We start from the raw sequence: 17,865 nt of genomic DNA, 5'->3' as shown, positions 1-17,865 counted from the left end.
AGGGCCAAAAGGTGCATTACGACATCGTCATCATCGGCGGAGCCATCGTCGGCTCCTCGGTCGCCTATTATCTGCGCGAGGAAGGGTTTTCGGGCTCGATCGCGCTTGTCGAGCGCGACCCGCAATTTTCCCGCGCCGCGACCACGCTGTCCTGCGCCTCCATCCGCCAGCAGTTCTCGATCCCGGAAAACATCCGGCTGTCGCAATTCACGCTGAAACTGTTCCGGCGGCTCAGGGAAGAGTTTGGCGCGGACGCCGATATCGGCTTTCGCGAAGGCGGCTACCTCATCCTTGCCGGCGAGAACGGGCTGCCGATCCTGCGGGCCAACCACGAGGCGCAGATGGCCGAGGGCGCCGACATCGTGCTCGAGGATGCCGAGGCGCTCGTCCGCCGCTTTCCGTGGCTGTCGGTCGAGGGCATTTCCGCCGGCGCCTATGGCCGCAGCGGCGAAGGCTGGTTCGACGCGCATGCGATGCTGATGCTGTTCCGCAAGGCACTGCGAAGCAAGAACATCGATTTCATCACAGCGTCGGTGACCGGTATCGAGCGGCAGGGGAAGCGCGTCGCCGGTGTGACCCTCGACAATGGCGAGCGGCTCGAGGCCGGCACCGTCGTTAACGCCGCCGGGCCGAATGCCGGCAAGGTGGCAGCAATGGCCGGGCTGGCGTTGCCGGTGGAGCCGCGCAAGCGCAATGTCTTCGTCTTCGAGGCGCGCGAAAAATATGACGACATGCCGCTGCTGGTCGACCCGAGCGGCATCTATGTCCGGCCGGAGGGCTCGGTCTACATCACCGGCGGCGCCGAGCCGGAAGAGGGCGAAGGACCGGCCGACCCCGCCGACTTCGACCCCGACTGGCCGCTGTTCGAAGAGGTGATCTGGCCGGTGCTGGCGACCCGCATTCCGGCCTTCGAGGCGATCAAGCCGACGCGCGCCTGGGTCGGCCATTACGACTACAACACGCTCGACCAGAACGCGGTGATCGGCCCGCACCCGGAGGTCGGCAATTTCCTCTTCGCCAACGGTTTTTCCGGCCACGGCTTGCAGCAGGCTCCGGCGGTCGGCAAGGCGCTGGCCGAACTGATCGTGCATGGCGGCTATCGCACGGTGGATTGCTCGGCGTTCGGGTACAGCCGGATCGCCGACGGGCGGCCGTTTCGGGAATTGAATGTAATCTGAGAACTCCGCGGCAGGCGTCAGCGCTTGCGGCCGAACCAGAATGCGTTGGGCATGCGCTCCATGCCGATACGCTCATAGAAGCCGACGGCGTCGGGCATGGAGATCAGGCTGATGGCAACGGAAGGTCCGAGTTGCCGGCGTGCCTCATCCATCAGGCCCTTGCCGATACCCAGCCCTTGCGCCGATGCAGAAACAGCGAGCTCGGAGATATAGCAGACCCAGGAAAAGTCGGTGACGCCGCGAGCGACACCAACCAGCGGCTTGCCCGGTGCATCGATGCGCGCGGTGAGCACCAGGGCGGCACTCGTGAGCATCGCCTTCAAACGGGCATGATCATCGACGGGCCGTGTCTCGCCGAGGCCGGATTCCACCAGAACGCGGCGGAACTCGGCGATGCCGAGGCCCGGTTCGCTGGCGTAAAGGATCGTGGATCGCGTTGTCATGTCGACAAAAGTGCACCATGGGCTGGTGGTTTTGAAGCTGTTTTGTACCGATTTTGTGTTTCGATCGACGACGGAAGTCCAAAAACAGCCGTCTTTTATTTGCCCGCGGCATTGTGTAAACCGAGCGCCAGCAATTCCCCGCAACGAGAAGAAGACGGGCAAGAACCATGGAAAAATTCACCAAGCTCACCGGTGTCGCCGCGCCGATGCCGATCGTCAATGTCGATACCGACATGATCATCCCCAAGGATTATCTCAAGACGATCAAGCGCACGGGGCTCGGCACCGGCCTGTTCGCCGAAATGCGTTACAAGGACGACGGCTCGGAAAACCCGGACTTCGTGCTCAACAAGCCGGCCTACCGCAAGGCGCAGATCCTGGTCGCCGGCGACAATTTCGGCTGCGGCTCGAGCCGGGAACATGCGCCGTGGGCGCTGCTCGATTTCGGCATCCGCTGCGTCATCTCGACCTCGTTCGCTGACATTTTCTACAATAACTGCTTCAAGAACGGCATCTTGCCGATCACCGTCAGCCCGGAAAACCTGGAGAAGCTGATGGACGATGCCTCGCGCGGTTCCAACGCGACGCTGTCGGTCGATCTCGAAGCCAAGGAAATCCGCGGGCCGGACGGCGGCGTGGTCAAGTTCGACCTCGACGAATTCAAGCGCCACTGCCTCTTGAACGGCCTCGACGATATCGGCCTGACCATGGAGAAGGCCGGCGCCATCGCTTCGTTCGAGAAGAAGAACGCCGAGCTGCGGCCCTGGGCATAGGCTCTAAAGCCGCGCCGACGGTCAGCCTCTACGCCAAGTGTCCGGGGAGGGATGTGATGACACGCTTGCTTGTTGCCGCTGCCTGCGGACTGCCGCTGATGCTGCTGCCCCCGGCGAGCGTCTATGCCCAGACGCAGACGCCCGCCACGGAAGCGCCAGCGGCAGATCAAGGCGCCAGCGACACAGCCGCCGCCGACGATGACAAGCAGGCGCCGATCCCGTTCGAGGGCGGCCAGCTGACCATCACCCAGGAGGAAGAATACGGGGAACGGGTACTCGCCTTCGACGGCAAGGAACTGGCGCGCAATTACGACGTCTTCTTCGACAAGATCGTCGAGGTCGGCGGCGTCAAGGTGGCGCTGGTCGATGTCGGCGACGGCGGCAACCAGTGCGGCCCGGCCAAGGTGATCGTGTGGAAGCCGGAGGGCGGTGCGATCCAGACGACCACGGTCGAGCAGGATGAATGCGGCGCGCCGCCGGCCGCGATCTCCGACAGCGCCGTCTATTTCGTACCCTATCTGCTGCCGGGCGATTCCAAGCCGGCGCTGCAATGGTCGCCGACGGACGGACTGACGACGTCCGGTAATCTGACCTACATGCCGGAGCCGGGCACCGACTGGAAAGACATCGATCCGTCGAAATACGACAACATCATTGATGCCTTTCACAACGAGGCCGTCTACAGGCTAGCCGAGACGCTGCTCGGCAAGGACATGCCCGACATGGCGACCAGCCTGCTGGTCGGCGGCGGCACGGAAAAAACCGCGTCGGGTGCCTTCTTTGCCAGCGGCTGCGTGCCGCATGATTGCGGTGGCAATGACGGCTTCATGGCGGTCGACCCGGTCAAGCACAAGCTGTATTTCGCCCGCCGCGGCGACAAGCCCGAGCCGGACGCGTGGCCGGCGGTGAGTACATGGCCGGCCGACGTCAAGGAAGCGCTGGACAAGGCGCTGGGGTCGCCGAATTAGAAATCGTTCTGCCGCGATCCTTCGCGCGCCCCTCTGTCCTGCCGGACATCTCCCCCACTTGGGGGGAGATCGGCCGTCACCGCCGCTTTCGCCAAACCGCCTACGCTGCAAAAAAGGAGGACACCATGCGAAAACTGATCTCCACCGGTTCGCCCTTCGAGAAGACCGCCGGCTATTCGCGCGCCGTGGTGCAGGGCGACTGGTGTTTCGTGTCCGGAACGACCGGCTACGATTATGCGACCATGTCGATGCCGGAGACCGTGGAGGCACAAACGCGCAATTGCCTGACGACGATCGCCAAGGCGCTCGGGGACGGCGGCTTCGAGACGGCCGATGTGGTGCGGGCGCATTACTATATCACCGATGCGGCTTTCGTGGATGTGGTGTTCCCGATCCTCGGCGAGGCCTTTGGCGAGATCAGGCCGGCGGCAACGATGATCGTGTGCCAGCTCAACAAGCCGGAGATGAAGATCGAGATCGAGGTGACGGCGCTGCGGCGCACAGCCTGATGCCTGTCACGGTTGCGACAACGACACGGTTAGCACGAGGATCGGCCCATGGTGAAGGTCAGGCGCATCGTTGCAAACATAGACACGCAGGATATCGCGGCGGCAAAACCCTTCTATCAGGATGTGCTCGGCCTCGATCTCAAGATGGATATGGGCTGGATCGCTACCTACGGCTCGCAAGAGACGATGTCCGTGCAGGTCAGTTTCATGGCCGAAGGGGGATCAGGAACGCCGGTGCCGGACATCTCTATCGAAGTCGACGACGTCGATGCCGCGCTTGAAAGCATGAGGACGGCCGGCTTTGCCATCGAATACGGTCCGGCGGACGAACCCTGGGGCGTGCGGCGCTTCTTCGTACGCGACCCGTTCGGCAGGCTGGTCAATATCCTTTCGCATCTCTAGGCATTTTGTCTTGAGCATCGGATTTTCCCAAAACCGGTTTCCACTTTTGGGTCCGATGCTCTGAACCGCAGGCTTGCGCGCCGGCCGCTTGGCGTTTAGCAAGGCCGCGGCTCACGACACAATCAGGACGGTTCCCCATGGCTTCGAAAAATCTTCTCCTGCTTGCCGGCGACGGCATCGGCCCCGAGGCGATGGCCGAGGTGAAGAAGCTGATTTCCGCCATGAACGACAGGCTCGGCAGCGATTTCGTCACCGATGAGGGCCTTGTCGGCGGCTGCGCCTACGACGCGCATGGCGCGGCGATTTCCGATGCCGACATGGCCAAGGCAATGGCGTCGGACGCGGTGCTGTTCGGCGCCGTCGGCGGACCGAAATGGGATGCGGTGCCTTACGAGGTGCGCCCGGAGGCGGGTCTGCTGCGGCTGCGCAAGGACATGGAGCTGTTTGCCAATCTCAGGCCGGCAATCTGCTATCCGGCGCTGGCGGCGTCCTCCTCGCTGAAGCAGGAGGTGGTCGAGGGGCTCGATATCCTGATCGTGCGCGAGCTCACCGGCGGCGTCTATTTCGGCGAGCCTAAGCAGATCATCGACCTCGGCAACGGCCAGAAGCGCGGCATCGACACCCAAATATACGATACGTTCGAGATCGAGCGCATTTCGGGCGTTGCCTTCGAATTGGCGCGCACGCGCAAGAATCACGTCACCTCGATGGAAAAGCGCAATGTGATGAAGTCGGGCGTGCTGTGGAACGAGGTCGTCACCCAGACGCACAAGGCCAAGTATGCCGACGTCAAGCTCGATCACATGTTGGCCGATGCTGGCGGCATGCAGCTGGTGCGCTGGCCGAAGCAGTTCGACGTCATCGTCACCGACAATCTGTTCGGCGACATGCTGTCCGACATCGCCGCCATGCTGACCGGCTCGATCGGCATGCTGCCGTCGGCCTCGCTCGGCGCGCCGGATGCGAAGACAAAAAAGCGCAAGGCGCTCTACGAGCCGGTGCACGGCTCGGCGCCCGACATCGCCGGCAAGGGCATCGCCAATCCGATCGCCATGATCGCCTCCTTCGCCATGTGCATGCGCTATTCCTTCGGCATGGTTGAAGAGGCCGACCGGCTGGAAGGCGCGATCGCCGCCGTGCTCGATCAGGGGTTGCGCACCAGGGATATTCATTCGCCGGGGATGACCGAGGTCGGCACCGCTGAGATGGGCGGCGCGATCATCGCCAAGTTCCTGGGCTGATCCTATGGCGGTCGACGTCCGCTGGGCGACGACTGGGGATGCGGCGGCACTCACCACCGTGCTTTGCGAAATGGCGGTGCATTACCGGCAACCGCCACTCGACGCCAGCCAGGTTTTGTCGGCGGCGCAGAAATGGCTTGGCGACGAAAGCCCATCCTATCCGCATTTTGCGCTCGCCTTCGTCGATGGCGAAGTTTGCGGGCTGGCCTCGGTTGCGATCGCGCATCCCGGCATCGATCTCGAGCGGCTGCTGTTCCTCAAGGACCTGTTCGTGCGCGATACCGCCCGCGATGGCGGTGTCGGTCGAGCGCTGATGGCATTCCTCGCCGGCAATTGCATGCGCGAAGGCATCGGCCGTATCGATCTGACCACGGAGGACTGCAACGAAGGCGCGCTGCGCTTCTATGCCCAATTTGGTGCCGAGCGTCACGAGCAGAAGGTCTTTCTCAGGTTATCCGGCGAGGCGCTGCTGGCGATCGCGGCTGGTTCCTCGACGCGATCTTGGAAGCCCTAAATTGGAGATTGGCCGAAACATCTCCCCCTTCGTCATCCTGGGGCGAAGCAAGGAGCGAAGCGACGCGGCGCAGACCCCAGGATCCATGCCGTTACCCGGCGGCAGTGCTCGGCCGACCAGAACCGAGTGCTTCTTCGTGGTGGATATGAGCGCCATTCTGAACCGCTGCGTTCCTCGGCTTATGTCGCGGCATGGATCCCAGGGTCTGCGCTCCGCTTCGCGTCGCTCCGCCCTAGGATGACGAAGGCGTGGCGGCCGGCGACCCAATCGTGGAGGTACTAAACCCTGACACCTACTGGCACCGGACCCCACTGGTTTTCGCGCGGCTGGGTCGGGATCAGCGCAAAGATCAGGATGATCACGGTGCCGAAGGTCGGGATCAGGAAAAGCAGGAAGAGCCAGCCGGTCAGGCCGATATCGTGCAGGCGACGCACGTTCAGCCCGAACCACGGCAGGGCTGTCGCCAGCAGAAAGAGGCCGAAAAGGCCGACCGCTACTGCCGGCAGTTCAGCGGTATTGCCCATGGCGCCGTCGATAAAGACACCGATGCCTATGACCACGAGCAGCGCGATCGTCCAGAACAGGCAATAGCCCCAATATTCCTTGCGGCAGGCACGGCCGGCGAAGTTGAAGTAATTCTCGGTCAGACCCAGCCAGAAATAGTTCCACAGGCCGGCCGATTCGGCCGGACTTTGTTCAGCGGAACGGCCGAAATGTTGCGGCTGACGTGCCGCTGGCGCGTTGCCGGCCTGAGATGGCGCGGCGGTTGCAGTGGAGGCGTCGGCAGGCGCACTGCCAGGTTGGGCGCGGATCGAAAAAACATCGCGTGCCCGTCCGCCAGCCGGCTGGAATTCGACGGTCGTACCTCCGGCAACCGATGCTTCGCGGCGCAAATCTTCGCGCGCCAAAGTGTAGCGGTTGCCGTCGGCTCCGATGATGAAGCCGAAACCCTGGTCTTCGTCGTAATGAAGAACTTCGCCGCGCATGTCCTGCCCACCCCCATTTCCCCGCCCCAGACTGTGCAAAGTTCCGGCAGACCGCAAGGGGCGTGCGGAAATGGAGAGTGCTGGCTATTTACCCCGGCCGTTTCTTCGATTTCTTGTGTTTCGCAGGTCCGCCTTCGAACTTCGCCTTGGCCGGTTTTCCGGCCCAGGGCTTCGCCTCGAATGCCGGGCGCTGGTCGGCCGGTGCGCGCTTCTCGAATTTGGGCGTGTTCTGATCGAAGGTGCGCTTGCCGCGGTGCGGCTTCTTTTCGGGCCGCGGTTCCTGGTAGCCGGCCCGCGACAAATCCGGCGTGCCGTCCAGCCGCTTGACCGCAATGTTGCCCTGCAGCTTGCGGTCGGGGCCGATCGCAGCGAGGAAACGCTCGGCCCAGTCCGCCGCGATCTGCACGAAGGTTTCCTCCGGCTGCATCTTGATGGCGCCGATCTCGCGCTTGGAAATGCCGCCTGTCCGGCACAGCATCGGGATCAGCCAGCGCGGCTCGGCATTCTGCCGGCGTCCGACCGACAGCGAGAACCAGACGCTGTCGCCGAAATCGTCGCGGCGGCTCGGTGCCTCGTCCCGGCGCGCAAATTTTTCGCCCGACGGCGTGAACGGTGCCACGTCGAGAAGATCCTCCGGCGCCGAGTGGCTGGAGCGGCACATCCGCACGAATGCGGCGGCAACCTGTTCGGGCCCGTGCTGATCGAGAAGCGCCTCGACGAAGCCGCGCTCCTCATCCTTCATAGGCTCGCTGAAGACCGGATCAGCGAGAATGCGCTCGTCGTCGCGCCGTATCACGTCGTCGGCCGACGGCGGGCTCGCCCAGGTTGCCGCAAGGCCGGCACTTTGCAGCAGCCGCTCGGTGCGCCTGCGGGCACTATTGGGCACGATCAGCGCGCTGACGCCCTTGCGTCCCGCACGACCCGTGCGTCCGCTTCGGTGCAGGAGCGTTTCCGGGTTGGTCGGCAGGTCGGCATGGATCACCAGCTCGAGATTGGGCAGGTCGATGCCGCGTGCCGCGACGTCGGTGGCGATGCAGACCTTGGCGCGGCCGTCGCGCATCGCCTGTAGCGCGTGGCTGCGCTCGTTCTGGCTAAGCTCGCCGGACAGCGCCACGACGGAAAAGTTGCGATTGTTGAAGCGCGCCGTCAAATGGTTCACGGCGGCGCGCGTGTTGCAGAACACCAGCGCGTTCTTGGCCTCGTAAAAGCGCAGCACGTTGATGATGGCGTTTTCGCGGTCCGCCTGGGCGACGCTCAGCGCCCGGTATTCGATGTCGAGATGCTGCTTTTCCTCGCCGGAGGCCGAGATGCGCACAGCATCGCGCTGGTAGCCCTTGGCCAGCGTGGCGATGGAGCGCGGCACGGTCGCGGAAAACATCAGCGTGCGGCGATCGGCGGGTGCGGCATCGAGGATGAATTCCAGATCCTCGCGAAAGCCGAGATCGAGCATCTCGTCGGCCTCGTCGAGCACCACTGCCTTGAGCGCCGACATGTCGAGCGAATTGCGGGTGATGTGGTCGCGCAGGCGGCCGGGCGTGCCCACGACGATATGGGCGCCGCGCTCCAGCGCGCGCCGTTCGGTGCGCATGTCCATGCCGCCGACGCAGGACGCCACCGTGGCGCCGGTCAGTTCGTAGAGCCATTCCAGCTCGCGCGTTACCTGCAGGGCCAGCTCCCGCGTCGGCGCCACGGCCAGCGCCAGGGGTGCCGCCGCGTGGGAAAAGCGCTCCGCGCCATCGAGAAGGGTCGGCGCCAAAGCCAGACCGAAGGCGACGGTCTTGCCGGAGCCGGTCTGGGCCGAAACCAGCGCATCGGCCTGGCCAAGCTCGAGAACGGCCTTCTGCACCGGCGTCAGCTCGACATAGCCGCGTTTTTCCAGCGCCTTTGCCAGCGCGGGAACAATAGCTTCGAAATTGGACATCTTGCTCTTTCGAAATTCGGATTCTGAATACCCGGCGACGGGTCAAATGTCGGCAAGCGCCACAGACGGGCGCCACGAGCCAGACGATGCTCGTTCGTACTTGGTGCCGCCGTCATTGTACAGGGCGGGCGGGTCGGCCTTGTTGCGATTGACTCTAGACGTAAACCGCGTAAAAGCCGACACCGAACGGGATAGTTTTCGATGCGCGGCCTTTTGATGGCGCTTTCTGCCTTCGACATCCCCGGCCCCAATGCGAACCATTGGGCCGGGCGCGTCGCTGCGTCTCCTCGTTCCAGCAAAATCACGTTCTTGCTCAAAAAAACCGGCAAAACGACCACCAAAACGGTCTGATTCCCTTGGCCTAACCACCCTCTCCCGGGTCCGGCCCGGGGGTTGAAACCCGCATCGGCCGGCGGGTTTTCTCCAGAAAACGAGCGGAGAGGGACAGGAGATTTCGATGAGTTTCAAGGTTGCGATCGTCGGCGCCACGGGCAATGTGGGCCGGGAAATGCTCAACATACTCGAAGAGCGCGGCTTTCCGGTGAGCGAGGTGGTGGCGCTGGCCTCGCGGCGCAGCCAGGGCACGGAAGTGTCGTTCGGCGACCGCACGCTGAAGGTCAGAGCGCTCGACCAATATGATTTTTCAGATACCGACATCTGCATCATGTCGGCCGGCGGCAACGTCTCCAAGGAATGGTCGCCGAAGATCGGCAAGCAGGGCTGCGTCGTCATCGATAATTCGTCGGCCTTCCGCTACGACCAGGACGTGCCGCTGATCGTTCCGGAAGTGAACCCGGATGCGATCTCGCTGTTCACGCGCAAGAACATCATTGCCAACCCGAACTGCTCGACGGCGCAGCTGGTCGTGGCGCTGAAGCCGCTGCATGACGCGGCCACCATCAAGCGCGTCGTCGTCGCCACCTACCAGTCGGTCTCCGGCGCCGGCAAGGAAGGCATGGACGAATTGTTCACGCAGACGCGCGCGGTGTTTGTCGCCGACCAGGTCGACGTCAAGAAGTTCACCAAGCGTATCGCCTTCAACGTCATCCCGCATATCGACGTCTTCCTCGACGACGGGTTCACCAAGGAAGAGTGGAAGATGGTGGCCGAGACCAAGAAGATGCTCGACCCGAAGATCAAGCTGACGGCGACCTGCGTGCGCGTGCCGGTGTTCATCGGCCATTCGGAAGCGGTCAACATCGAGTTCGAGAAGCCGATCACGGCGGACGAGGCGCGCGAGATCCTGCGCGAGGCGCCGGGCTGCCAGGTCATCGACAAGCGCGAGGACGGCGGCTACATCACGCCGCTGGAATCGGCCGGCGAGGACGCCACCTTCATCTCGCGCATCCGCGAGGACTCAACCATCGACAACGGCCTGTCGATGTGGATCGTCTCCGACAATCTGCGCAAGGGCGCGGCACTCAATGCGGTGCAGATCGCCGAGCTGCTGGTCGAGCGCGGGCTGATCCAGCCGAAGAAGAAGGCGGCATAACTTTTTCGCTCACGGCCGCATCGCCGCTGTCGCGGCTGGCCCTCCGCGGGGGCGCCGGACGACCGGCGGCCCGCAGTCGCGGGCTCGGCCTTCGGCCGTTAGCGCCCTTCTCCCCGTTCACGGGGAGAAGGTGCCGGCAGGCGGATGAGGGGCACAGGCGTCTCAAATAGGCAGCAAGGCGACGGCGTCACAGCCGGTTCTCCTCCGCTAGGTCCAACAGCAACTCCAGCGCCTCCTTCGCCCGGTCGGCGGGCACGAACAGATGATCGTGGTAGAAGGCCGAGACCGGATTGACGCCGATGCCGGCGGTGGCCAGCCGCGCGGTGATGGCGGCGAGGAAGCCGACCGCTTCCAGCGACGAATGGATGTTCAGCGTCAGCATCCGGCAGCGGAACACGGTTTTCAGTCCAGCGGCCTTGGCATGGTCTTCAACCACGATCAGCGTCGTGCCCTCGCGCTCGCGAAACAGCATCACCGGGTGGAGCCTGTCGGGAACGGGCGCATCGGGTGGCAACGTGGTGAAGACATGAACGCCGGCAAGCAATTCCGGCGTCATTGCCGCCAGCAACTGTTTCAGGTCGGTCTCTCCGGCCATCGGTTGCTTTCGTTGTGCGATCAGGCGGTGGTTGCCGTCGAGCGCTCGGAAGACACCTCTACGGATTTTCAATAACGCCCTCCACCTCACCCCGCAAGGTGGACTTGGCCAGGTTCGTTGCCGACTGAACTTGTACATCCGAGGTCGCCGTCCCCCGGAGCTGAAAAAGAGCTGGAGGCGTGTCGGATCGCCGTCATGGGCCGCGTCCTTGGTTCGAGCTGGCGAAGGAGCCAGTGCTCACAACGACCGGAGGGAACATCAATGACCATGTCTCAGGCAGCACCCGTCTCACCGCGTGCCCTGTGGGCCGGCCGCGTGCTCAGCGCCGTCATCGTGCTGTTCATGATCTTCGACGGCGTCATCAAGCTACCGCCGCTCGAAATCGTCACCCAGACCATGGTGCAGCTCGGCTGGCCGGCCGATGCCAATGTCTCGCGCATGCTCGGTACCATTGGATTGGTCTCGACAGCGCTTTACGCGCTGCCACGCACCTCGGTGCTCGGCGCCATCCTGCTCACCGCCTATCTCGGCGGCGCAGTCGCCACGCATGTGCGTATCGGCAGCCCTTTGTTCTCGCACATACTGTTCGGCGTCTATCTCGGCGCCGTCCTCTGGGGTGGCCTGTATCTGCGCGATCCAAGGGTGCGCGCGTTGTTCCCGTTCAGCCAATAGCGGCGATTTCGAAAGCCGTTCGATGGTGGCCACGCCGCCAGAGCGGGCGCGGTCTGCCGCCGCCTTTCTACTCTTTGGATCAAATTGAGCGCCGCCGGGCGGCAGCCGATCTTCTTCTTTGGATCAAATCGCCTGGTTGCGAGTTAGGGGGTGCAGCGGCGAGGACGGCACCCTGTTGGAGAGGAACGACAATGAAAAAGGTGATGATCTTGATGGCCTTGCTGGTCCCGCTCGGTGCCTGCTCCCGTACTGAGCAAGGCGCGGCAGTTGGTGGCCTGGGCGGTGCGGCGGTCGGCGCTGCGGTGGCCGGCAACCCGACCAAGGGCGCGGTGATCGGCGGTGCGGCCGGCGCTTTGGCCGGTGCACTGATCGGCCGTGCCAGCGAAAGCGGCCAATGCCGTTATCGCGATCGCAACGGTCGTGTCTACGTTGCGAGTTGCCCGGAAGGCTATTGATCGGGCCGCATCATATGGATGCAATAGCAAAACGGCGGGCAGGGCCCGCCGTTTCGTGGTTGTGGAGATGATTTATTCGGCGCTGGCGGCTTCCGCCTCGGCCGGCGCGGCTGCGGCGGCGGCAACGGCCGCGGCGGCATCTTCCTGCGCCTTCTTCAGCAAGGCTGCGCGCTCCTGCGCCTTCTTGCCGGGCTCGGCCTTGTTCGGGTTGAAGCGGGCTTCGCGCTTGGCGATGCCGGCTTCATCGAGGAAGCGCAGCACGCGGTCGGTCGGCTGGGCGCCATGCGACAGCCAATGCTTGACGCGCTCGGCGTCGACCTTGACGCGTTCGCCGTCCTTGGGCAGCAGCGGATTCCACGAGCCGAGCGACTCGATGAAACGGCCGTCGCGCGGCGAACGCGCGTCGGCGACGACGACATGGTAATAGGGACGCTTCTTCGAGCCCGCACGGGCCAATCGGATTTTCAGTGGCATTTCTTTTCTCCTAAAAGCTCTGATTCGGTTGATCGGTTGGTGGCTGGTCCTCAGCCGGTTTTCGCTACGCCGTTGGATGCGGCGATCTGCTCGTGATGGCGGATCACTTCGCGGACGACGAAGTTCAGGAATTTCTCCGCGAAATCCGGGTCGAGATGGGCGTCCTTCGCCAGTTGGCGAAGACGGGCGATCTGCTCCTGCTCGCGCGCCGGATCGGCAGGCGGCAGGCCATGTTCCGCCTTCAGCACGCCGACTGCCTTGGTGCAGCGGAAGCGCTCGGCCAGCATGTGGATCAGCGCCGCGTCGATATTGTCGATCGAGGCGCGATAATTGGCCAGCGCCGCACGCGCGTCCGCCATGTCCTTCTCTTCGTTCATGGCGCCCTCACTTCTTCTTGCCGAGGCCAGGCAGCCCGCCACCGCCCGGCAGGCCGGGAAGTTTCATGCCACCGGGCAGCCCAGGCAGGCCACCGCCACCGGGAAAACCACCGGGCAGGCCCTTCATGCCGCCGAGCCCGGCCGCCTGGGCCTGCTTCTGCAAGGCTTCGAGCTGCTTGGGGTCCACCTTGGAGAGGTCCGGCATGCCGCCGCCCATCATGCCGCCTGCGCCGCCAGGCATCATGCCGCCGAGCCCCATCTTGGAAGCGAGGCCGCCCATCATGCCGCGCATCAGGCCGCCGCCTTTGCCCTTGCCGCCCATCGCCTTCATCATGTCGGCCATGCCGCGATGCATCTTCAACAGTTTGTTGATTTCGGCCGCGTCGGTACCCGAGCCGGCGGCGATGCGCTTCTTGCGCGAGTGCTTCAGAATATCGGGGTTGGCGCGCTCGGCCTTGGTCATCGACGAGATGATGGCGAGCTGGCGACCGAACATCTTGTCGTCGAGCCCGGCGGCGGCCATCTGGTCCTTCATCTTGCCCATGCCGGGCATCATGCCCATGATGCCACCCATGCCACCCATTTTCGACATTTGCTGAAGCTGGCCGGCGAGGTCGTTCAGGTCGAACTTGCCCGACTGCATCTTCCTGGCCATCGCCGCGGCCTGTTCGGCGTCGATGTTCTCGGCCGCCTTTTCGACGAGGCTGACGATGTCGCCCATGCCGAGGATGCGGTCGGCGATGCGCTTGGGGTGGAATTCCTCCAGCGCGTCCATTTTTTCGCCGGTGCCGATCAGCTTGATCGGCTTACCGGTAACGGCGCGCATCGAGAGCGCCGCACCACCGCGGCCGTCGCCGTCCATGCGGGTCAGCACGAGGCCGGTGATGCCGACGCGCTCGTCGAAGCTTTTTGCCAGATTGACGGCGTCCTGGCCGGTCAGCGAATCGGCGACCAGCAGGATCTCGTGCGGCGACGACATCTTCTTGATGTCGGCCATCTCGACCATCAACGGCTCGTCGATATGGGTGCGGCCGGCGGTGTCGAGGATGACGACGTCATGGCCGCCGAGCTTGGCCGCCTGCACGGCGCGGCGGGCGATATCGACCGGCGTCTGGCCAGCGACGATCGGCAATGTGGCGATCTTGACCTGCTCGCCGAGCTGGCGGAGCTGCTCTTGCGCGGCGGGACGCCGCGTGTCGAGCGAGGCCATCAAGACTTTCTTGTTTTGACGGTCGGCGAGGCGCCTGGCGATCTTGGCCGAGGTCGTCGTCTTGCCGGAACCCTGCAAGCCGACCATCATGATGACGACCGGAGCCGGTGCATTGAGGTCGATGGCGACGCCCTCGGCGCCGAGCATCTCGACCAGCTCGTCATGGACGATCTTGACGACCATCTGGCCGGGCTTGATCGACTTGACCACGGCGGCGCCGACGGCCTTCTCGCGCACCTTGTCGGTGAAGGAACGCACCACTTCCAGCGCCACGTCGGCCTCGAGCAACGCACGGCGCACCTCGCGCAGCGCCGCCGAGACATCAGCCTCCGACAAGGCGCCGCGGCCGGTGAGGCCGTTCAGGATCGAACCAAGACGTTCCTGTAGCGATTCAAACATTCTTTTTCCTTTTCCCTGGCACCCGGATGATGCCCGAGAGGTAATGCGTTCGCGCCAACTGTCCAAGCAAAAGCCGGTCCGGGCAAAGCCCAAAGCCAAAAAGCACCCGGGGGCGCACAGCGCTGCCGGGTGTTGGCCTCCGGGATCGATTTACAGCACTTCACCTCAAAGAGGTTTCGGCGTCCCGGTCGGTTTGCTCGGAGGAATACTCGTCGCGGAATTCGCGGCGTGTAGACAGGAAATCGGCCGCAGAGTCAAGCTTTGGTCAAGCTTTGCGTCAAATAGCTCAGGACGACCAGGCAATGCACATCAGCGCACGCTGCCGGCGCGCGCCATATCCGGCTCGACCTTCAGCGGTGAGCGCGGATGCAAAAGCAGCAGAACGGTCAACAGGCTGCTGACGATGCCGATCGAAGCGATGAGGACGGCGTCTGAAGTCGTCCAGCCGGCGGCTTCGAGCGGCTTGGCGTTGAACAGGGCGAAGGAATTATAGCTTTGCTGGTGCGAAATCAGCAGGAAGCCGGTCAGATTGTTGCCGAGATGGGCGCCAAAGCCGGCACCGAGATTGCCGGTTGCATAGACCAGAAGCGTCAGCAGCAGCGCAAAGGCGGCGATCGAGGCCAGCACGCAGGCATTGATGGCAGCGCTCGAACCTGGGCTCCAGTGCAGGGAGGTGAACAGCAATCCCGGCAGCAGCGCCCAGATGAAAGGGTTCTGGAACCGGCTCGCCAGGCCCCAGAGCAGATAACCGCGAAACAGCATCTCCTCCGACGAGGTCTGCAGAAAGGTCAGGGCGGCGATCGGGATCAGGAACGAAAGCCACGCGGACAGGCCGATCGTGCCGCGCGCGATGTCGGGCTGCAAACCATAAAGCAGGATCTCGGAAAGCAGCGAGGTGATCAGCACTGCGGCCAGCCCTTTCAGGAACCCCGCCCAAGAAATGCGCCGGCTGACGCCAATCAGGGCGGTCAGCTTCTCGCGATGGATCCAGCGCATGGCAGCCCAAAGGCCGAGCCAGATTCCGGCAAATGAAGCCAGCGCCGCGAGGATGCCCGCAGGAGAGGCCATGAAATCCTGCACCGCTCCTCCACCTGGCGGGGCGGTGCCAGACGATGCCTGCCAAACGGCAAACGCATAGGTGCCGCCGAACAGCACGGCGGCAGTGGTTCCGAGCCAGAACAGGATGACGACCACCGTCCCGAGCAGGAGGCGCGGCAAGGTGGCCTTGTCGTTGGCGGCGTGCCGGTACTGTTGGAAGGCGGTCGGGTCGATGATCACGCGGGCTCGCTGGCTGGTGCTTCGGCTCGCAAGGTCTAGAACATCGGCCCCAATGTGGAAACCGGTATTGCATCGGCAATGCCGGCCTGTGGCAATATCGGGGTTTGTGAGCGGCCGCCGCTACTGCAGGGCGACCGCCCTGTTGGTAACGTCAGCGCACGACGTACATGATGCGCCTTGTGTCCGGATCGATCAGCGCCGGCTGACCGTTCACGTAGACGTAGCGGTAGTCATAGTCCGGAATCTCGCGTAGCTCGACGGTGTCGGGCAACGTCGCGCCCGTGACCACCTCGCCCTCGAGATAGACCGGATCGAGCCGATGCGTACGGACATAGGTACGGATTTCGGCCGGCGGTCTCCGGATAGGTTCGATCGCCTCGCCGGCGACGATTGCTCCGGTATAGCTGTCGGAATACTCGACGCTATCGGCGGGCGGCGTCACGATGGCAATGTCGGCGCTGGCCGGACGCTGTGTCAGGACCACACGGCTGCCGCCGAAATCGGCCGTCACATAGTCGGAATAGACCCAGCCCTGGCCGTTAGCCTCTGCGATAGTGCACCATTTGCTGTTGGCGATGCAGCCGTCGAGCGTCGCCGACTGGCCGGCCGCGAGCACGCCGATCACCGGATATTGCGGGCCGGGGCCGGCGCGTACATTGAGATCAGTGATGGCCGAGACGGCGGTGTCGGCCAATGCAGAGCCCGACATCGCTATGAGCGCTCCGGCCACCGCCGGAAACAATATGCGTTTCATGGTCTTCTCTCCGTTTCACAGTCCCTTGGCACGGAAAACGAAGCAAAGCCGCATGCGTTCCGGCTAAAAGGCTTCGGCCGGCTCACGATTTGTTCCAGTCGTTTTCGGCAGGTCGGTCAAAAGCTCGTGAACAAAAGCAAGTTTTTGCGCCGCCACGTCCGAGATGACGAAGGGATAGAGATCGGGCAGGCCCATGCAGCGGTTGATCGAGTTGGACGCCTCCGACAGCACCAGCCAGCGGTCGAGAATCCTTTCGAAAGGCTCTGGCCTGGAGGCGGGTTCCGATGGTGCCGGCTGCAGCTTGCCGCCGGTATCGGCGCGCGGCAGCTCGTTGGCTTCAACGGTTTCCAGCCGGCCGAGCGGGAAATTCAGGGCATGCACCATCTCCAGCGTGTCGGTGATGTGCATGTGATGCGCCCATGTCTCGGCCCAGTCCTCCCATGGGTGCGACGTCGCATAGGCCGAGATATGGCGCTGCTGCCAGTCGGGCGGCGCGCCATCGGCATAATAGGTCTTCAGCGCCTGTTCGTAGCCGGCGCGCTCGTCGCCGAACAAAGCGCGAAAACCGGCAAGCTTTTGCGAATTGTCGCGGATCAGGCGGTCCCAGTAATAATGGCCGAGCTCATGGCGGAAATGGCCGAGCAGCGTGCGGTAGTTCTCGCCCATCTCGACGCGCCGCCGTTCGCGCTCTGCCGAATCCGCCTCGGCGACGTTGAGCGTGATCCGGCCGTTGTCATGACCGGTCAGGATACGTTCGCCGCCCGGACCGCCGCCGATCGGATCGGCAAGAAAATCGAAAGCGAGACCGATCTCGTCGCCAACGTCCTGCTTGGGTGCGACCGGCAGGCCGAAGGCGAGCAGCGAATAGACGGCACGCTTCTTTGCCGCCTCGACACGGATCCAGCGGCGGCGGTTGCCGTCGACCGACAGATCCGGGATCAGCTGGTTCAGCGCACAGGCGCGGCAGAAGGCGTGGCCGGGCTCCGCCATCCAGTTGCAGGCGCATTCGTCGGCATTGGTGCAATGGAAGACGTCGGCGCCGGACAGCGCGAAGCGCGCATGCTCGGGATCGTAAAGCACGAGGCTGGCGCAGTTCAGGCATTGCGCGTTCTCGAAATAGAGACGGTGGCCGCAATGCGGGCAGTCGAAAAGCTTCATTGGCGTCTCAAATCATTCGAAATGCGGAGGACGATACGAGCAGGAGAACGCCAAACGCCTGTCAGC

At 63.8% G+C, this 17,865-nt stretch carries 21 protein-coding genes; 11 read left to right on the top strand and 10 right to left on the bottom strand.

From position 1 onward, the window contains the following. Positions 1 to 11 precede the first annotated feature (11 nt). Entirely contained in the window at positions 12 to 1,178 is a 1,167-nt protein-coding gene (locus tag NKJ73_RS15545; RefSeq protein ID WP_352450228.1) for an NAD(P)/FAD-dependent oxidoreductase, read from the top strand. A gap of 17 nt (positions 1,179 to 1,195) precedes the next feature. On the opposite strand, the gene NKJ73_RS15540 is transcribed toward NKJ73_RS15545, so the two are convergent. Beyond that, complete coding sequence (locus NKJ73_RS15540; protein WP_352570056.1) at positions 1,196 to 1,621, bottom strand: GNAT family N-acetyltransferase; 426 nt, start codon at positions 1,619 to 1,621, stop codon at positions 1,196 to 1,198. Between the two features lie 167 nt (positions 1,622 to 1,788). On the opposite strand from NKJ73_RS15540, the gene leuD reads away from it, so the two are divergent. From leuD to NKJ73_RS15510, 6 genes are all read left to right on the top strand, one after another. Then, on the top strand, positions 1,789 to 2,394 hold the full coding sequence (leuD, locus tag NKJ73_RS15535; protein WP_023680526.1) for a 3-isopropylmalate dehydratase small subunit: 606 nt from the start codon (positions 1,789 to 1,791) through the stop codon (positions 2,392 to 2,394). A gap of 56 nt (positions 2,395 to 2,450) precedes the next feature. Further along, on the top strand, positions 2,451 to 3,362 hold the full coding sequence (locus NKJ73_RS15530) for an Ivy family c-type lysozyme inhibitor (protein WP_352570054.1): 912 nt from the start codon (positions 2,451 to 2,453) through the stop codon (positions 3,360 to 3,362). A gap of 125 nt (positions 3,363 to 3,487) precedes the next feature. Further along, positions 3,488 to 3,871 carry a RidA family protein gene (locus NKJ73_RS15525; protein WP_352570052.1) on the top strand — a complete coding sequence of 128 codons (384 nt, stop codon included), beginning with the start codon at positions 3,488 to 3,490 and terminating at the stop codon, positions 3,869 to 3,871. 51 nt (positions 3,872 to 3,922) lie between these two features. Beyond that, positions 3,923 to 4,273 (top strand): VOC family protein, encoded by a 351-nt coding sequence (locus tag NKJ73_RS15520; RefSeq protein WP_352570210.1) that lies wholly within the window; start codon positions 3,923 to 3,925, stop codon positions 4,271 to 4,273. Positions 4,274 to 4,410: 137 nt separating this feature from the next. Then, a complete protein-coding gene (gene leuB, locus NKJ73_RS15515) occupies positions 4,411 to 5,514 on the top strand; it encodes a 3-isopropylmalate dehydrogenase (RefSeq protein WP_352570051.1) in 1,104 nt (367 codons plus the stop codon). A 4-nt stretch (positions 5,515 to 5,518) separates the two neighbouring features. After that, positions 5,519 to 6,028 (top strand): GNAT family N-acetyltransferase, encoded by a 510-nt coding sequence (locus NKJ73_RS15510; RefSeq protein ID WP_352570049.1) that lies wholly within the window; start codon positions 5,519 to 5,521, stop codon positions 6,026 to 6,028. Positions 6,029 to 6,306: 278 nt separating this feature from the next. Here NKJ73_RS15510 and NKJ73_RS15505 read toward each other — a convergent pair whose 3' ends face one another. Both NKJ73_RS15505 and NKJ73_RS15500 read right to left on the bottom strand, forming a co-directional pair. Next, complete coding sequence (locus tag NKJ73_RS15505; protein WP_352570048.1) at positions 6,307 to 7,014, bottom strand: DUF805 domain-containing protein; 708 nt, start codon at positions 7,012 to 7,014, stop codon at positions 6,307 to 6,309. An 88-nt stretch (positions 7,015 to 7,102) separates the two neighbouring features. Next, entirely contained in the window at positions 7,103 to 8,935 is a 1,833-nt protein-coding gene (locus NKJ73_RS15500) for a DEAD/DEAH box helicase (protein ID WP_352570047.1), read from the bottom strand. 201 nt (positions 8,936 to 9,136) lie between these two features. On the opposite strand from NKJ73_RS15500, the gene NKJ73_RS15495 reads away from it, so the two are divergent. Both NKJ73_RS15495 and NKJ73_RS15490 read left to right on the top strand, forming a co-directional pair. After that, positions 9,137 to 9,286 carry a hypothetical protein gene (locus tag NKJ73_RS15495; RefSeq protein ID WP_352450216.1) on the top strand — a complete coding sequence of 50 codons (150 nt, stop codon included), beginning with the start codon at positions 9,137 to 9,139 and terminating at the stop codon, positions 9,284 to 9,286. 106 nt (positions 9,287 to 9,392) lie between these two features. Beyond that, positions 9,393 to 10,427 carry an aspartate-semialdehyde dehydrogenase gene (locus NKJ73_RS15490; protein ID WP_023680535.1) on the top strand — a complete coding sequence of 345 codons (1,035 nt, stop codon included), beginning with the start codon at positions 9,393 to 9,395 and terminating at the stop codon, positions 10,425 to 10,427. Between the two features lie 187 nt (positions 10,428 to 10,614). On the opposite strand, the gene NKJ73_RS15485 is transcribed toward NKJ73_RS15490, so the two are convergent. Continuing rightward, positions 10,615 to 11,022: an ACT domain-containing protein gene (locus NKJ73_RS15485; protein WP_352570209.1), complete on the bottom strand. Its 408-nt coding sequence runs from the start codon at positions 11,020 to 11,022 to the stop codon at positions 10,615 to 10,617. Between the two features lie 261 nt (positions 11,023 to 11,283). On the opposite strand from NKJ73_RS15485, the gene NKJ73_RS15480 reads away from it, so the two are divergent. Both NKJ73_RS15480 and NKJ73_RS15475 read left to right on the top strand, forming a co-directional pair. Beyond that, positions 11,284 to 11,694, top strand: coding sequence for a DoxX family protein (locus tag NKJ73_RS15480; protein WP_023680735.1), 411 nt, complete (start codon positions 11,284 to 11,286; stop codon positions 11,692 to 11,694). A 191-nt stretch (positions 11,695 to 11,885) separates the two neighbouring features. Further along, positions 11,886 to 12,149, top strand: coding sequence for a YMGG-like glycine zipper-containing protein (locus NKJ73_RS15475; RefSeq protein ID WP_023680734.1), 264 nt, complete (start codon positions 11,886 to 11,888; stop codon positions 12,147 to 12,149). A gap of 72 nt (positions 12,150 to 12,221) precedes the next feature. Here the strand turns inward: NKJ73_RS15475 and rpsP are convergent, their stop codons facing one another. The 6 genes from rpsP to NKJ73_RS15445 form a co-directional block, all read right to left on the bottom strand. After that, the gene (rpsP, locus tag NKJ73_RS15470) at positions 12,222 to 12,623 is read right to left on the bottom strand and encodes a 30S ribosomal protein S16 (RefSeq protein WP_352570046.1); all 402 of its coding nucleotides are present in this window, start codon (positions 12,621 to 12,623) and stop codon (positions 12,222 to 12,224) included. Between the two features lie 50 nt (positions 12,624 to 12,673). Further along, entirely contained in the window at positions 12,674 to 13,000 is a 327-nt protein-coding gene (locus tag NKJ73_RS15465) for a chorismate mutase (RefSeq protein WP_352450211.1), read from the bottom strand. Positions 13,001 to 13,007: 7 nt separating this feature from the next. Then, on the bottom strand, positions 13,008 to 14,609 hold the full coding sequence (gene ffh / locus NKJ73_RS15460) for a signal recognition particle protein (RefSeq protein WP_352570044.1): 1,602 nt from the start codon (positions 14,607 to 14,609) through the stop codon (positions 13,008 to 13,010). Positions 14,610 to 14,918: 309 nt separating this feature from the next. Next, a complete protein-coding gene (locus NKJ73_RS15455) occupies positions 14,919 to 15,887 on the bottom strand; it encodes a CPBP family glutamic-type intramembrane protease (protein WP_352570042.1) in 969 nt (322 codons plus the stop codon). 151 nt (positions 15,888 to 16,038) lie between these two features. Beyond that, positions 16,039 to 16,641 (bottom strand): DUF1236 domain-containing protein, encoded by a 603-nt coding sequence (locus NKJ73_RS15450; RefSeq protein ID WP_352570040.1) that lies wholly within the window; start codon positions 16,639 to 16,641, stop codon positions 16,039 to 16,041. Positions 16,642 to 16,704: 63 nt separating this feature from the next. Beyond that, positions 16,705 to 17,799 (bottom strand): zinc-binding metallopeptidase family protein, encoded by a 1,095-nt coding sequence (locus NKJ73_RS15445; RefSeq protein WP_352570039.1) that lies wholly within the window; start codon positions 17,797 to 17,799, stop codon positions 16,705 to 16,707. Positions 17,800 to 17,865 lie beyond the last annotated feature (66 nt).

Source organism: Mesorhizobium sp. M0074 (genome assembly GCF_040322975.1).
Classification (GTDB): domain Bacteria; phylum Pseudomonadota; class Alphaproteobacteria; order Rhizobiales; family Rhizobiaceae; genus Mesorhizobium.
The sequence above is the reverse complement of the archived record's forward strand: the minus strand, read 5'-3'. Positions and strand labels throughout refer to the sequence as shown.